Below are 14305 nucleotides of genomic sequence, written 5' to 3' on the forward strand. Positions count from 1 at the left end.
CGCGCACATCGTGAGTCACGAAATCCTGCGAATCAGCGAGTATACGGGAGAAAAACACTAATCTATGAGGGAGCGCACTAAAAGGGGCTTTGCAGCTGGTGACCGCATGAAGCCCCTCCAAACTACTGGATCGTGGTTTCTAGCCACTCATCCAGCGCATTCCAGGGGATCCGACCGATGTCTGTCCCCGCTACGTCGCTGCTTCCATTCGATGCTGTGGCTTTGGACGGTTTTGGGACTGATCGTGAGACGGTACGGGAGACCGAGTAAGTCGGCGTCGTGAAACTTCACCCCGGCGGGGACATCGCGGTAAGAATAGGCTGTTGTCGGACAGATTAGCACCGCGTCGGCCGGTTAGCTCATGGACGCTCTCCCAGGGGCAGCAACGGTAGATGGAATCACGATATCAGCGGGTCTGAATGTGGGGGTAGGTTGTTCTCCCCTGCTTAGTCGTGCTGTGTAACACCGCCGTTTGGATTTGGCCGCTGATGGCGCTCTACGGCGTGTTTGTCGCCCTTGTGCAATCAGATGGTGTATACGACGGCGTTGTTGCCCGCCACTGATCGCGGCACAGGGCTTGGCACCTTTAATGCGATGCTGGGGTTCGCGGGCTTTGCCGCATCGCTGGGTGGGGCGCTGTTATGGCAGGCCGCGGGTCCGCAGGTACCCTTTCTCGCGGGGGCCCTTGTCGCGGGCGTGGCGTTCACCACACTGTGGTTGGTCACGAAGCCCACCGCCGAGGAGGCTCCCCAGCACCGTGGCGCTGGTCCGTAGGTGGACACCGCAAGTGCCGATCTGTGTAAGGGAGGGCCAGAGGGTGGTGAGGATCGAGTGCTGTCCTGGACACAGAATCTGTCGGTCTAGCGACGGAAGGAGCATCGATCGGGCAGGCATTCCAGCGGCAATCACAATGGCTCCAGGTGGCCCTCCGGTTCATCCATCGGACGGGCCACCCTGCGAGCAACTGAGCGAAACAAAGCAGAGAGGTGATTTTATGGCCGAGAGAATCAGAATATCGACCGGCTCTTCATGGGAACCCGTTGTCGGTTACAGCCGCGCGATTCGCGTGGGAAATCGTGTGGAAGTCGCAGGAACCACCGCCGTGAGGGATGGCAAAGCGGTCGGGATTGGTGATGCGTATGCGCAAACGGTGTGTGCCTTGGAGATTATCAAAGAATCTCTCGAAAAGGTCGGCGCCACACTAGCCGATGTTGTTCGACCAGAATGTTCGTGACAGACATCTCACAATGGGAAGCAATCGGGAAGGCCCATGGGGATTTTTTTAGGGACATTCGTCCCGTGGCGACAATGGTTGAAGTAAAGTCGCTCATCGAACCGGAACTTCTGGTGGAGATTGAAGCCGTAGCCATGATAAACGAGTAACGTGTGTGGCCCTCGTTAGTCGACAGTCCCTTGGGTTCCTCCAAATTCGGTAGCAGCAGATCCCCATGCCCCGCAGCACACAGGGACGTCTCTTGCTCGACAGGTGAAATACTTAATACAGCGAATGGCGGACATTCGGGGGCGCAATAAGCCTCCGGCGCTTGTGCGCCGCATGGCAACATTGCATAATATTCCGATCAAGCCAAGGTCGCATGGTATTCTTGGGATGGATGCGAACCATCACGCATCTACCGAGGCCGAGGTTCTCGCATGGCCATCACGCAATATAAGACTAATTTGCCAACATGACTTTGGAGTAATGAGAACGAGGAGGAGCCTTTATGAAGGCATCAATCGTCGGTGCGCCCTTTCCTATGACCTTCGACGTGACGGAGAATCTGCATCGGATGGTGGAGCTGCTGAATCAATGCGAGGCCCACGATGTGGTGGTGTTTCCCGAAGCCTCGCTATCAGGCTATTCCGATGACATCACATTTCTCGCAGGAATCGATCAGCAGCAGGTGAGTGACGGGCTGGACACGTTGCATGTGGTCGCCCGCGAAAGGAATCTTCACGTGTTTGTGGGCGCCTGTCGGGAGGACGAACGGGGGTGGCGGAACCAAGCCTATTACCTCGCGCCGACCGGGGAACGCGGGGTGTACAACAAGGCGAACTTGGCGACCCATGAACGGGGGCATCTCATCCCGGGAGATCGCTTGCCCATCTTTCATCTCAAGCTCCCCGAGGGGACGCTGCGGGTCGCGGTGCAGTTATGTCGGGAACTTCGATTCCCGGGGCAATGGCGCGTATTGTCGGAAGCCGGTGCCGACCTTTTCGTGTATATGACCCACCTCATCGAGGATGAACGGCATCGGCCGGTGTGGAGAAGTCACCTCATCAGCCGGGCCGCCGAGAACCAGCGCTGGGTCGCCGCCGTGAACGTTGCCCATCCGGTGCAAAGGTGCCCATCCATGCTGATCGACCCCTCCGGCTTGGTCATTTACGAAACCGTGTCGGAGCATGCGTGCCGTATGCGTGCCGAGGTTGATACGAACGCCGTGTCCAATTGGTATCTGAGTCAACGACGCACCGATTTGACGCGACGGGGCAACCGTGCGGAATGATGCGAACTTAACCCGACAGCATGGGCAATCCCGCGAGCCAAACATGACGGCATCGCCACGTTCGCCCATTGGATCAACTTGCACGTCCGTGTGTTAAGTAGCGGGCTGGATGGTTGGAATGCCGCACGCACAAGACTTAACGTTGCTGAACAAGGCCTTCTGGAGCGAAAACCATGCCAAGGTAAATGGCAACTCTAATGAATGACGGATAAGGCGGTAGACATCATGCAATATCGTCGGCTAGGACACTCGGACTTGCGTGTATCTATTTTGGGCCTCGGGACCAGTGGTCTCGGAACGCGCGCAGATCTCCGCGAATCGCACAGGATTCTGGACCGCGCGCGGGATGCCGGCATGACCCTGATTGATACGGCTAATGTCTATGGCCGGGGCGCCTCGGAGTCGGCGATTGGCACCTGGCTTCCCCAACATCGCTCCGAGGTGATCATCGCGACCAAAGCGGGGCTGCCGGTGGGTGATACGGCCCGCGACCGCGGGGCGTCCCGGAGCCACCTGACGCGAGAGTTGGAAGGCAGCCTGAGACGGCTGCACACCGATTACATTGACCTGTATCAGGTGCATACCTTCGATCCGGTGACGCCCCTCGATGAAACGCTACAGACCTTGCAGGACTTCGTGCAAGAAGGCAAGGTGCGCTGCGTCGGCGCCTCTAATTACCGGGCCTGGGAACTGATGAAGGCCTTAGGGATCAGTGAACGACGGCAACTCGTCTCGTTTGTGTCGCACCAGTGCAGCTATTCCCTGGCCGACCGGACCCCGGAACGCGAGATGGTGCCATTGCTGCGCGACCAAGGAGTCAGCCTCATTGCCTATTTTCCGTTGGGCTCGGGTCTGTTGACGGGTAAGTACCGCCCGGGTGAGCCAGCGCCTCCGGGCTCTCGCGGTGCACGGGCCACCGGTACATTCCCATACCAGGACCCCGCCCTGTTGGCCTTGGCTGCCGAGGTGGAGGCGGTGGCGGACGAAATCCAGGCGCGTCCGGCCCACGTGGCCCTGGCGTGGCTCTGGCATCATGCCGAAGTAGCCTCCACAATTGCCGGAGCCCGGCTCGTCGGGCAACTAGAGGAAAACTTAGGCGCCCTCGCGATCACGTTGCCGGACGACGCACGCCGACGCTTAGACGTAGCCAGTGAGCGATTCGCCCATGGCGAGCCGCTCGGAGACTACCGGATCGATGAAAGAAAGGACGGGTGAACGATGACAGATGCTGCGAGGGAACGTCACGTCGTGATTGTGGACGTGCACGCGGTACTCCTGAGAGACGAACGAATTTTACTGGGACGTCGGCACCAGACGGGGTACGCCGATGGCCTGTTTCATCTCCCGGCTGGGCACCTCGAAGCCGGAGAGTCGGTCGTGGAAGGACTGGTCCGTGAAGTCCGTGAAGAGCTAGGCGTACACCTGAATTCGGGATCCGTCCGCTTTGCTCATGTGATGCACTCTGCGTCGGGTACCGGGCGCGTGGCGTTCTTCTTTGTGGCGGACGATTGGGTCGGGACGCCCAGCAACCAAGAAACGAACAAATGTAGCGAGATCGCCTGGTTTGGCTGGGACGACTTGCCGGATCCGATGGTCCCATACGCCCGCGTCGCGCTGGATCATATTCGGGCCGGGACAAACTTTTCAACGTTCGGCTGGTAAGGTCCGGATTGAACCCCGCTTGCGGCACAAACGGGGGCAATTGTCCCACAAGGAGTTCGTGGTCTGAGCCGCGAATTTGGCTGTGAGTCAGGAAAATGCCGGAGCACCGTGTTGAAATCGCCAGTGACTCCAGTGGGTTGCGGCGACTCTCTGCCGGAACTCATTCGCGCTGTCGACGATCAACAAAGAGATGGAGGGGCAATGAAAAACTTCGTGGAACGCCTGGTGGGTGTCAAGCCGCCGTTCAGCCAAGCGGCATTGTTCGAAGTGGTGGCTGCGCTAATCTTTCTGATCGCGCTCTTCTGGCCACATTTGTCGATGACCAATTTATTGAAGGGCCTTTTGATCGGCGGAATCTGGGCGGTTTACGGCTTTGTTAGCTATTTGAAAACCATTAGCGAATCGCCATGACGTTGAGACGGACGACGGCTGGCCGTAGGACCGGTGGGTCGTCGAGAACGGTCTTCGACAGCGCGAGGTCTGCTGATGAGTCTCGTGACAGACAGTCATCACCGGAATCCAGAAGAAAAGGAAAACGGCCCCGATATTGCCGTGGGGAGCATCCCTGTTCCGTCACGTTCACGGCGCCCTGTGGGCATGGGTTAACGGGCACGGCTTCGATCGGATTCCTCCTTGGGGCTTTCTCCGCGGTTTATTTGGCAGCATCCGGTGATTTAAGAACGCTTGGTGCTACGATCCGCGCAACGGCGGCTCTGTCATTGTTCACTTGGCTAGTGACCGGGATAGGGCGGAGAGCGCCGTTGCGACCCCGTGCCCCTCGCATGTGTCTTCCTCGGCAGCGAGCTTTGGGATAGAAACAACACGGCGCTCTGCTCGTAGCGGGGCTGGTGTCGGTTGCATCGCTGCGGGCGGCTTGCTTGGCGATTCGCTATTACGGTCATGCGGTCTTTCTCTGGCACCTCATGATGATGACGACTCGGGGGCGCGAGCGCCTAAGCTTCGTTTTGTTCCCGAGTCGGCGTGTAGACCCCGGGATGCGCGCCGGGATTGCACCTTCGGGGGTAAACGCGCCGAAGGACGTTAGATCCTGTGGTATTCTTAGCACAGGATCTCCCGACGGCGTGTGCTAAGAAAGGTTGTGGACGATGATGGGTTTTCGGTCATGGAAGCCGTCGCAGCGCGTGCGTTGGCGTCAGATGTCCGTGCCACAGCAATCGGGGTGGTTGACCGGGCTCATTGCGCTAGGCGCTACGATGACGGCGGTATCGGCCACTCAACTGGAACCCGTCTTCTGGCGAGGCTTCATGACAGGGGTCTGGGGGACCGGCACGGCGGTGCTGATTGGATTACTGGTTGGCATTCAGGTCTCGGCTCGACATCGCTAACTCCACGCCGAACGCGGGCAAGACGAATTCCCGGACGACCGTTTGTCGGCGGGGCGGCCTCTATCTTCGTTGCATAGGGGAATACCGGATACGTGAAGTTTAGCATCCGCGTACACGACGTCTGTTTAGGATCGGCTATGTGGCGTTAATCTCTTTGTGTAACCCACAGTACCCCAGCAACCCGCTTGCTACCGGCAGGTGTGATCCAACGGCCTGACGGCCGTCGATGAATGAATAGCCGGGGTTCGGAGGCGAATCTTCCATAAGGAACCCGGCACGATGGGGCCCGGATAGTTGGTGGCTTCGACGCGTGGGACATCCAACCAAATCCGATAATCCAGATATGGTACAACATCCGGGGGAAACAAGCCGACGCCTTCTCGGATCACGAAGCGCTCCACAAGGAGTGCGTGGGCACGGACTCTCCCATGAATCCCAGTCATCACAATGATAGGTTGACGTTCAAGGGATGACAGTACCTGAACCGGTTCCGGTTTCGCAGGGTGTCGGGCCTCTGGGGCTTATGGCCGACGGCTTGGCATGCAATACCGTGCGCCATCTACTTGTTGCAAATCGGGACACCGCGCTCAGTGCTGCTCCGCCTCCCGATATCAGTCTCTCTGTGATTTCACCCATCCGTCACCACGAGCCGTCACCACGAGCAAGGTGAAGCCCAGATATACCATAGACGGGAGCGTACTCGGAAGACGTTTCGAGATGGCCCCGATGTCAGACGCCACTACGTAAGAAACACGTCCGATGCAGGGTGTTGTCCGGGGCTATGGTCACCCCCGTCACCACGCCGTCACCAAGAGCGGATGGAAAGGAGGATTTTGTCGCGACGCGGTAGACAGTGCCAATCGCCCAAACCCTTGTCAATCAAGCACTCCAGCCTATTCGGTAGACTGTATTGACAGGCCTTCCTGTGTCTTCAAATCCAATGGCCGGCTTTAGAAGTCGGCGGTGGGTTCGATTCCCACATATCCCCGCCACAGTCAAGCCCCGCAAGGCTTCCGAGGATCGGAGGCCATTTTATTTTGTTCTCAAAATACCCAAAAAGCCCCAGTTTTATTCCGCCCGTCACCACGAGCCGTCACCAAGAGAGTGCGGAGCCCAAAGACCGCGGTAAATTCCAGCGACGCTGGAGACGATCTGCGCGATATGGTAACAGAACGAACTTCCGGATTTGCTACCAAGACTTCTGATGCGTCAATGAGCGAGCCGTGGCAAACGCCTCGCGTGTATTTCGCGCGTTGAAGTATGCGGATATACATCACGATGTATAATGAACACATAGACTGATTGGGGAGCGATGAATCGTTGGGATTCTATGGCCCATGTAGCAAGGAGGGGATGGCATGCAGCGGACCAACATTTATCTGGACGAGGACCAGTTACGACTCCTCAAACATCTGGCTGCCGAAGAGAATAAGCCGGTGGCCGATCTCGTCCGGCAAGCGGTGGACCAGTTCTTGCGCAGTCGATTAGAAAACGATGTGACGTGGCAAAACGACATGACGGCCCTCATCGAGCGGGTGCGCAACCGCGTGTCCCACGCCATCGATCCCGACGAAATTGAGCGTGACGTCCGCCAAGCGAAGCAGGACGTGAGAGCCGCGCGGCGATGAACGTGGACGTCGATGCTAAGGGCGGGGTACCGTCAAATCAGGGCGCCTGCGCGTAATTACTCCTCTTTCTGCGGTCTGATGGTGTCGAGACGGTTTTGGGTCGTCTAAGTAAAAGCTTATGGTATTAGTGAGGTGTTCATATGGCTATACCACAGATCTCTGAACTATTACCTGTATTTCTTCAGCAATTACAGGATGGCAATACATATAAGATGGCCACGGTGATCGAACGGGTCGCAGATTACCTGGCATTGCCCCCAGAGGATCGGCAGGCAATTCTCAAGAGTGGAGAGCCCGTGATAGCCAACAGGCTGTGGTGGCTTAACACCCATTGCTATCACGCAGGTTTGTTGGAACGTCCATCTCGTGGAGAAGTTCGCCTTACCGCGAAAGGCCTTGATGTAGTGCGCGAACATGTACCGATTAGTATGGCGTGGATTCGCCAGCAGCCGGAGTACCAAGTATGGACGCAGTCTTCGCGAAATCGCACCGCCGCGGCTGTTGCCGCTGTATCGGCTGATGCTGATGTAGCAGACAAAACGCCTCTTGAGGTTTTAGAGGCCAATCATCGGGATGTCCGTAATTCGTTAGCCGACGAGTTACTAGAGCGCGTCCGTATGTCGACGCCCAGTGCTTTTGAGAGGCTCGTGGTGAAGCTTTTGGTAGCGATGGGCTATGGCGGGGGACAAGACACAGCCGCACATGTTGTAGGCGGTTCCGGTGATGGGGGCATTGATGGAGTGATCAATGCCGATCCTCTGGGATTGGACGTCCTATACGTTCAAGCAAAGCAGTGGCAGGATACAGTTGGAGAGCCGGTTGTGCGAGATTTTGTGGGAAGTCTTGTAGGAAAACATGCAACGAAGGGTGTGTTAATCACAACCAGCGCATTTAGCGCTCACGCCGTAAGTTATTCCAAGGGACTCCCTCAAAAAGTGATTCTCATTGATGGCGACAGATTAGTGGATTTCATGATTCAGTTCGGTGTTGGTGTGACCGAGGTTGCCAGCTATATTGTCCACCGAGTAGACGGTGATTTTTTTGAGGAATTGTAGGTTTATTGTGACCTAATTCGGACTCATAGGGGGTGCTGGTCAATACCGTCTCAATGGTGAAGCATCGCTGGCATTCACGCCAAATCTATTTTTATTTAGCATCGCGCCCCTTTGGTCGTCTCCCAGATTCTCAGAGTTACTGACATTTTGGCAGCGGACGGAAATTTAGCGCTTATCGAGACGTCTCGTCAGTGTGCCTTCCAGCGACAACCTTATTAACCGGGAGCCATGCCAGTGGTATTCGGTGCGCAATTGAGACTTTACTATAGGGTTGTACATAATATCACGATGGAACTCGGTCTTACTATTTTGACATATATCAGGTGCGATATTGTTGACCGTGTACCCAGATTCCGTAATAATGTCGATATCTGGAATGAAAGTGACGAATGCCTTTGGAGGATACTTGGCAGATCAAGCCGGAAGACATTAGGCGTCTTCGGTCGCGATTGGGATTGAGTCAGCAACAACTCGCCGATAAACTAGGGGTTTCGTTTGCGACCGTGAGCCGCTGGGAAAACGGGCATACGAAGCCGTACCGTTGGCTTGGGGAACGCTTACGCCAGTTAGACGAACAGGTAATTGGGGACACAGACAGGGGCCCTTCTGCGCCAACCGGCGCCGTGACGCCAATGATGGCGACACCCCGGCTCGATTTTCTGGCACCCTCGGACGCAGTACGCGCGGCGGCGGAAGCCGAATGGTTGGCGTATGGGTATTTAGCTAATCCGACATTTGCCACGGAGACTTCTCTCATCGATCCTTTGCCTCACCAACGCATCGCCGTTTATGACGTTATGTTGCGTCAGCCGCGCTTGCGATTTTTACTAGCGGATGATGCTGGCGCAGGGAAAACCATCATGAGCGGGCTTTACGTTCGGGAGATGCTGGCTCGGAAACGGCTCCAACGGATCCTCATCGTACCGCCGGCGGGATTGGTTGGCAATTGGCAACAGGAGCTGCAGACGCTGTTTCGCCTCTCCTTTCGCATCGTCAATGGGTCGGATGCACGGTCTGGGAATCCGTTTCTTGGCCCGGATAGTAACCGGGTTATCGTGAGTGTGGACACCCTGACTGGAGAAACACTGCGAAAGCGGTTAGCCGACCCTGATGTACAGCCATATGATCTTGTGATTTTTGATGAAGCGCATAAGTTGTCCGCGGATCGTGAGCCGGATGGCCGGATTCGGAAGACGCAACGCTACCGATTGGCGGAGTGGTTGGTCGGCGCCGCATCGGATGACGAGGATATTATTTTGGGGTGGTCGGCGCAACATGTCTTGTTGCTCACGGCGACGCCCCATATGGGGAAGGACTACCCATTTTTTGCATTGTGGCACCTCTTAGAGCCGGAGGTGCTGTCAACACCCGATATGCTGGAACGCTATCCGGACCACGAGCGCCAAAAGCACTATATCCGGCGGACGAAAGAGGAAATGGTCACGTTTGAGGGCAAGCGGCTTTACCCGACACGTGTCTCCACCACGGTGGCCTATCCTCTCTCGCCGTTGGAACGGCAGCTTTATGACCGCACCACCGCCTACATTCGCGAGACCTATAACCGGGCGGCCGGCTTGAACCGCTCAGCGGCACGACTGGCCATGAGTGTTTTTCAGCGCCGCTTGGCAAGTTCTGCGTATGCCCTGGCTACATCACTCAAACGACGACAGGATATGCTGGATCAGTACATCGTACGGGCTGAGAATCATCAGTTGGATATTGCCGCGGAACAAGCCCGGCAACGGGCATGGGAGGATGACCCACTCGAGTCCATGACCGGCGATGAAGAGGCCAGCGATAATGGGCGGGAAGAGCACGAAGTGGCGGAGGACCGCGGCACGTCGGCATTGCTCGCGTCTTCTCTAACAGAACTGCGATCGGAACGAGCCGAAGTCGAATCGCTGTTGGCGTTGGCGCACGCGGTATTGGCCCAGGCGGACGAGGCGAAATTTCAACGCCTCCGTGAACTGGTTCGCGATCCACGGTTTGCTGGCGAAAAGCTCTTGATCTTTACGGAGCATCGCGACACCTTGACCTACTTGCACGACCGTTTGGAAGCATTAGGGTTTGCCGGTCGCATTGCGCAGATCCACGGGGGCATGCCATATCAGGAACGGGAAGCCCAAGTGCGCCGGTTTCGTCAGCCCGGGTCGCATGGGGGGGGCAGACATTTGCCTTGCCACCGATGCGGCCGGAGAAGGAATTAATCTGCAGTTTTGTTGGGTGATGGTTAACTACGATATCCCGTGGAATCCGGCCAGGTTAGAGCAGCGGATGGGACGTATTCACCGCTATAAGCAGACGCATGATCCGGTGCTCATCTTTAACCTGGTGGCGGATAACACCCGCGAAGGCCGTGTTCTACAGACGTTGTTGGATAAGTTAGATCGAATTCGCCAGGAGTTGCGGTCGGATAAGGTCTTTGACGTGATTGGGCGACAATTGGCGGGCTGGTCGCTTCGGGATCTGTTGTTGGAGTCCCTGGATGACGAGGCGATTGTGAAAAAACTCGAGGAGCGTGTGAGTACGGAACAGGTGGCGGCGGCGATTCATAGTCAGGATGCGATCCTGCCGCCCAGCGGAGACGTAATGGATCAACTGCCGGCCGCCCGAGAACAACTGAAGCGCGAGGCCTACCATCGGCTGCTACCAGGCTACGTGCGGCATTTTTTAGGCATGGCCGCGGTCCTGTTGGGGATTGGGTGGGACGGGGATCTGGATAGGGAGTTTTCCTTCAAAGCCTTGAAGACCGGTGCCCTTGATCCGCTGCTACCGACTATGGAGCGGTATCCGGTTGAGGTGAGGAATCGGTGGACTCTTACGAAACGCCTCGACGGGGACGCCGTCTACTTCCATCCTGGGGAGCCGGTGTTCGACGTGTTGAGGGCATGGGTCGCGGGCCAATATGCCGAAGAGGCCATGCGTGGCACCGTACTAGTGGATCCCGAAGCGCGCGAGGCGTATGTCTGCCACTGGGTCTTAGCACAGGTCAGCGAAGGGGCAATGACAGGGGCTTTCCGGGTGGTCGAGACCCGGTTATTCGCGGTGCGACAGTGGGCAGACGGGCGTGTGGAAGAAGTGCCTGCCGAACAATTATTTCTTCTGCAGCCTGGGAATCGTATACCACCGCAGTGGCTCCAATTAGCTGCCCGCGCCGAAGCGCAATTGGAGCACATTCGCGAGTTCCTGACCCAATCCCTGACCGATCGCTGGTTGCAGCCACTCCGAGCCCAAATGTATCAGCAAGCCAGTGAGGATTGGCAATGGGTCGAGGAAGGGTATCGGGCCTTAGAAGCCGATTTGGCCATCCAACGCAGCACCGTGACCCAACGCATCCGGGCTGGGGAATCGGCCCTTCAAGGGCGATTGACGGCCATCCGACGGCGACAAGCTGTTTTGGACGCGGAGAAGGCGGAAGCGCAAGCGCGAATCCTTCAAGCACCCGATCGCCTGCGTCTTGAGCCCATGACCTTCTTTGCAAACGCCTTGGTGATTCCGGCAGTAGATCCGGCCATTCACGCGGAGTTTACCCGGGAGGTGGAGGAGGTGGCCATGGCCGTCGCGCAAAGCCAGTTGGAACAGGAGGGCTTTGTCGTCTACGATGTGTCAACGCCCGCGAAGGCGCAGTCGGCCGGACTCAGCGCCTGGCCGGGATTTGACCTTTGGGCTCGGCATCCGGATGGCCGGGATCGGGCGGTGGAAGTCAAGGGGCGTGCGACGCGGGGGACGATTCTGGTGTCGGACAACGAATGGGCTAAGGCCTGTACCTTGCGCGACCGGTATTGGCTCTATGTCGTGTGGGATTGTGGAAGTGCCCATCCCTATTGTCTCCCGGTACGGGATCCGTTTGGGCGGCTTCTCGCCACCACACAGGGTGGCGTGTCAATTGGGCCTGAGGCGATCATGCGGGCCGTTAAAGAACAGGATGAGGGAAAGGACTGAGAATATGGCCGACGATACGCGGCTGATTGAGGTGGCGTTCCCGCTCAAACAAGCGTCATTAGATTCTGTCCATGAAAAAAATGTCCGCCATGGCCACATCTCCACATTGCATATTTGGCCGGCCAGGCGGCCCTTGGCGGCGGCGCGCGCCGCCCTATTGGCGACGTTGCTACCAGACCCCGGCACACCCGAGGCTCGCCAGAAATTGGTGGAGCGGATTGGTGGTCGGGTCGTGAAGACGGTTGATAAAAACGGATCCAAAGTCAAGGAAGAGACGGTAGGCGGGGTTCTGCATTGGGGCCGCGAATCGAGTCCCGACATGGATTGGTTTCGGGAGCAAATACGACAGGCCTATGGGGGGCGGGCCCCGAAAGTGCTCGATCCGTTTGCGGGAGGCGGAGCCATCCCGCTGGAAGCGATGCGGCTCGGTTGTGAGGTGACGGCCGTCGATATCAACCCCGTGGCATGGTTTATTTTGAAATGCACCTTGGAGTATCCACAAAAGCTGGCCGGCCAGACGCGGCCGTTGCCGGATTTTGCCCTTCAATCACCCGAGTTCATGGAGGCCTTTTTGCACCAAGGCGACAAGAAAGGCAAAACCCGTAAGAAGAATGCGACCAGCAAGGGACAAATCGATTTTCTGGCCGTTCCCGAAGCCGATCTCGCGTGGCATGTCCGGGCTTGGGGCCAGTGGGTGTTGGATCAGGCTAAACAAGAATTGGGCCGATTCTATCCCACAACTGATGGGAAGCCAACTGTCGCGTACCTTTGGGCGCGGACGGTGACGTGTAAACATTGCCGAAAGACCATTCCTCTGCTCAAAACCCGTTGGCTGGCGAAGAAAGACAAAAAGCGGGCGCGGTTGACAATGACGCCAAACGCTGATGGAACCGGTATTGAGTTCGGTATTGAACAGGATGTGCCGGTGGTGGGGGGGAACGCGGCCCAAAAACGGGCACACGACAAGGAACTGGGTCAAGGGACCATGTCGCGGTCGGGGGCAAAGTGTCCATTATGTCAAACCATCATGACCATGGAAGATATTCGCTTGGAAGGTCGAGCGGGCCGACTCGGGACCGTCATGACTGCCGTGGTGGTGGATGGTCCGAAGGGAAAGGAATACCGAGTGCCGACCGAGGACGAAGTCCAGATGGCGCACGCCGCCGCCCAGGAACTAGAGCGGGTCTATGCAGACATTCCGTTTGGGATACCGAACGAACCTACTCCGAAGGGAGGCTCTGGAGCAAGTCGAGCTTTCTCTGTTGATGGATATGGGTTTGACACGTGGTCTAAGCTGTTTACGTCGCGGCAGTTGTTGGCGATAGGAGTTTTGATTCGCACATTGAGAAGAGCGGGATCCGAAATTCAACGGTTGTACAATCCTGAATGGGCCGAGGGTGTGTTCTCCTTACTAGCGCTTAGCATGGATAGATTGGTTGATTTCAATTCTGCTTTTTTAGCATGGATTATTAGTGTTGAAGCGATCCGAAATACTTTTGGTCGATATGCGCTGCCGATGAATTGGGATTTCAGCGAGGCGGTACCTATTAATTCGGTGCGGGGAAGTTGGGCCCAGACGACAGAAGCCATACTTACAAGTATCCAGACAAGTTTTGGGGCGATTCTACATGGGACACCTCCGCCGAGTATCGTTCAAGACAGCGCAATTTCTATGCAAACACTCGATATGAACGGTCAATATGATTTAGTCATAACTGACCCGCCGTATTATGATGCAATACCTTATTCGGACTTAATGGACTTCTTTTATGTGTGGCTTAGGCGGTTGTACACAGACCAATTTGCTTCTGTAGCTGCAGCGTTTCGAAACGATTTATCACCAAAGTGGGATACGGGTCGACGTAATGGCGAATTGATTGATGATGCCGGACGCTTTGGTGGAGATAAAACGGAGTCCAAACGGGTGTACGAAGACGGCATGTTTCGGGCTTTTAATCGGTGTCATGAGTCTTTGAGGGTCAATGGTCGCTTGGTTATTGTTTTTGCTCACAAGCAACCGGATGCATGGGAAACGCTTGTGTCAGCCATTATCCGCGCAGGATTCGTAGTAGATGCTAGGAGAGTTTTCATAAAGTCTCCCGGGAGCGTCGACCTGGCGGAACGCGCCAAGATTTTGCGATCGCAGCCAGCACGGAGGGCACAGG

The 14305-nt window shown here is 56.7% G+C and carries 12 protein-coding genes and 1 pseudogene; 12 read left to right on the forward strand and 1 reads right to left on the reverse strand.

Annotated elements, in window-relative coordinates; translation table 11 throughout:
- Positions 1–147 precede the first annotated feature (147 nt).
- Positions 148–342 (reverse strand): His/Gly/Thr/Pro-type tRNA ligase C-terminal domain-containing protein, encoded by a 195-nt coding sequence (locus HIJ39_RS25240; protein WP_169102006.1) that lies wholly within the window; start codon positions 340–342, stop codon positions 148–150.
- 186 nt (positions 343–528) lie between these two features.
- On the opposite strand from HIJ39_RS25240, the gene HIJ39_RS17565 reads away from it, so the two are divergent.
- From HIJ39_RS17565 to HIJ39_RS17620, 12 genes and pseudogenes are all read left to right on the forward strand, one after another.
- Positions 529–774 carry a hypothetical protein gene (locus tag HIJ39_RS17565; protein WP_169102009.1) on the forward strand — a complete coding sequence of 82 codons (246 nt, stop codon included), beginning with the start codon at positions 529–531 and terminating at the stop codon, positions 772–774.
- Between the two features lie 220 nt (positions 775–994).
- A pseudogene (locus HIJ39_RS17570) lies at positions 995–1383 on the forward strand (RidA family protein).
- 341 nt (positions 1384–1724) lie between these two features.
- On the forward strand, positions 1725–2507 hold the full coding sequence (locus tag HIJ39_RS17575; protein WP_169102011.1) for a carbon-nitrogen hydrolase family protein: 783 nt from the start codon (positions 1725–1727) through the stop codon (positions 2505–2507).
- A gap of 225 nt (positions 2508–2732) precedes the next feature.
- On the forward strand, positions 2733–3722 hold the full coding sequence (locus HIJ39_RS17580) for an aldo/keto reductase (RefSeq protein WP_169102013.1): 990 nt from the start codon (positions 2733–2735) through the stop codon (positions 3720–3722).
- 3 nt (positions 3723–3725) lie between these two features.
- Positions 3726–4169 carry an NUDIX hydrolase gene (locus tag HIJ39_RS17585; protein WP_169102015.1) on the forward strand — a complete coding sequence of 148 codons (444 nt, stop codon included), beginning with the start codon at positions 3726–3728 and terminating at the stop codon, positions 4167–4169.
- Positions 4170–4370: 201 nt separating this feature from the next.
- Positions 4371–4580: a hypothetical protein gene (locus HIJ39_RS17590; protein ID WP_169102016.1), complete on the forward strand. Its 210-nt coding sequence runs from the start codon at positions 4371–4373 to the stop codon at positions 4578–4580.
- 695 nt (positions 4581–5275) lie between these two features.
- Entirely contained in the window at positions 5276–5515 is a 240-nt protein-coding gene (locus HIJ39_RS17595) for a hypothetical protein (protein ID WP_169102018.1), read from the forward strand.
- 1358 nt (positions 5516–6873) lie between these two features.
- Positions 6874–7143 (forward strand): ribbon-helix-helix protein, CopG family, encoded by a 270-nt coding sequence (locus tag HIJ39_RS17600; RefSeq protein WP_169102020.1) that lies wholly within the window; start codon positions 6874–6876, stop codon positions 7141–7143.
- A gap of 140 nt (positions 7144–7283) precedes the next feature.
- Positions 7284–8198, forward strand: coding sequence for a restriction endonuclease (locus HIJ39_RS17605; RefSeq protein ID WP_169102022.1), 915 nt, complete (start codon positions 7284–7286; stop codon positions 8196–8198).
- A 389-nt stretch (positions 8199–8587) separates the two neighbouring features.
- On the forward strand, positions 8588–10405 hold the full coding sequence (locus HIJ39_RS17610) for an SNF2-related protein (RefSeq protein WP_169102023.1): 1818 nt from the start codon (positions 8588–8590) through the stop codon (positions 10403–10405).
- Complete coding sequence (locus HIJ39_RS17615; protein WP_169102024.1) at positions 10353–12140, forward strand: protein NO VEIN domain-containing protein; 1788 nt, start codon at positions 10353–10355, stop codon at positions 12138–12140. The genes HIJ39_RS17610 and HIJ39_RS17615 overlap by 53 nt, the downstream gene beginning before the upstream one ends.
- A 4-nt stretch (positions 12141–12144) precedes the next feature.
- Positions 12145–14305, forward strand: a 2161-nt coding sequence (locus tag HIJ39_RS17620; RefSeq protein WP_169102025.1) for a DUF1156 domain-containing protein, incomplete at its 3' end; no start/stop codon positions are given.

Origin of the sequence: Sulfobacillus harzensis (genome assembly GCF_012933365.1) — a bacterium.
GTDB lineage: Bacteria > Bacillota > Sulfobacillia > Sulfobacillales > Sulfobacillaceae > Sulfobacillus_B > Sulfobacillus_B harzensis.